The sequence below is a fragment of the Nocardia sp. NPDC051321 genome, assembly GCF_044455225.1.
In the GTDB taxonomy this organism is placed as follows: domain Bacteria; phylum Actinomycetota; class Actinomycetes; order Mycobacteriales; family Mycobacteriaceae; genus Nocardia.
Genome location: NZ_JBITEM010000036.1, coordinates 1 through 1437, shown reverse-complemented (window position 1 = coordinate 1437; position 1437 = coordinate 1). Strand labels below are relative to the sequence as shown.

At 57.2% G+C, this 1437-nt stretch carries 1 rRNA gene (only partly in view); it reads right to left on the bottom strand.

Annotation, left to right across the window (positions count from 1 at the left end):
- Positions 1-1430: ribosomal RNA gene (locus ACIA8C_RS43045) — 16S ribosomal RNA — on the bottom strand (it extends 188 nt beyond the left edge of the window).
- Between the last annotated feature and the right edge of the window lie 7 nt (positions 1431-1437).

The window sequence follows — 1437 nt, the reverse complement described above, 5'->3', positions numbered from 1 at the left end:
CACAAGGGGTTAGGCCACCGGCTTCGGGTGTTACCGACTTTCATGACGTGACGGGCGGTGTGTACAAGGCCCGGGAACGTATTCACCGCAGCGTTGCTGATCTGCGATTACTAGCGACTCCAACTTCACGGGGTCGAGTTGCAGACCCCGATCCGAACTGAGACCGGCTTTAAGGGATTCGCTCCACCTCGCGGTATCGCAGCCCTCTGTACCGGCCATTGTAGCATGTGTGAAGCCCTGGACATAAGGGGCATGATGACTTGACGTCGTCCCCACCTTCCTCCGAGTTGACCCCGGCAGTCTCTCACGAGTCCCCGCCATTACGCGCTGGCAACATAAGATAAGGGTTGCGCTCGTTGCGGGACTTAACCCAACATCTCACGACACGAGCTGACGACAGCCATGCACCACCTGTACACCGACCACAAGGGGGCCTACATCTCTGCAGGTTTCCGGTGTATGTCAAACCCAGGTAAGGTTCTTCGCGTTGCATCGAATTAATCCACATGCTCCGCCGCTTGTGCGGGCCCCCGTCAATTTCTTTGAGTTTTAGCCTTGCGGCCGTACTCCCCAGGCGGGGTACTTAATGCGTTAGCTACGGCACGGATCCCGTGGAAGGAAACCCACACCTAGTACCCACCGTTTACGGCATGGACTACCAGGGTATCTAATCCTGTTTGCTACCCATGCTTTCGCTTCTCAGCGTCAGTTACTTCCCAGAGACCCGCCTTCGCCACCGGTGTTCCTCCTGATATCTGCGCATTTCACCGCTACACCAGGAATTCCAGTCTCCCCTGAAGTACTCTAGTCTGCCCGTATCGCCTGCAAGCTTAAGGTTGAGCCCCAAGTTTTCACAGAAGACGCGACAAACCGCCTACAAGCTCTTTACGCCCAGTAATTCCGGACAACGCTCGCACCCTACGTATTACCGCGGCTGCTGGCACGTAGTTGGCCGGTGCTTCTTCTACAGGTACCGTCACTTGCGCTTCGTCCCTGTCGAAAGGAGTTTACAACCCGAAGGCCGTCATCCTCCACGCGGCGTCGCTGCATCAGGCTTTCGCCCATTGTGCAATATTCCCCACTGCTGCCTCCCGTAGGAGTCTGGGCCGTGTCTCAGTCCCAGTGTGGCCGGTCACCCTCTCAGGTCGGCTACCCGTCGTCGCCTTGGTGAGCCGTTACCTCACCAACAAGCTGATAGGCCGCGGGCCCATCTCGCACCGATAAATCTTTCCACCCACCAGCATGCACTGGAAGGTCATATCCGGTATTAGACCCAGTTTCCCAGGCTTATCCCGAAGTGCGAGGCAGATCACCCACGTGTTACTCACCCGTTCGCCGCTCGTGTACCCCGAAGGGCCTTACCGCTCGACTTGCATGTGTTAAGCACGCCGCCAGCGTTCGTCCTGAGCCAGAATCAAACTCTCCGTTGAAGACTCT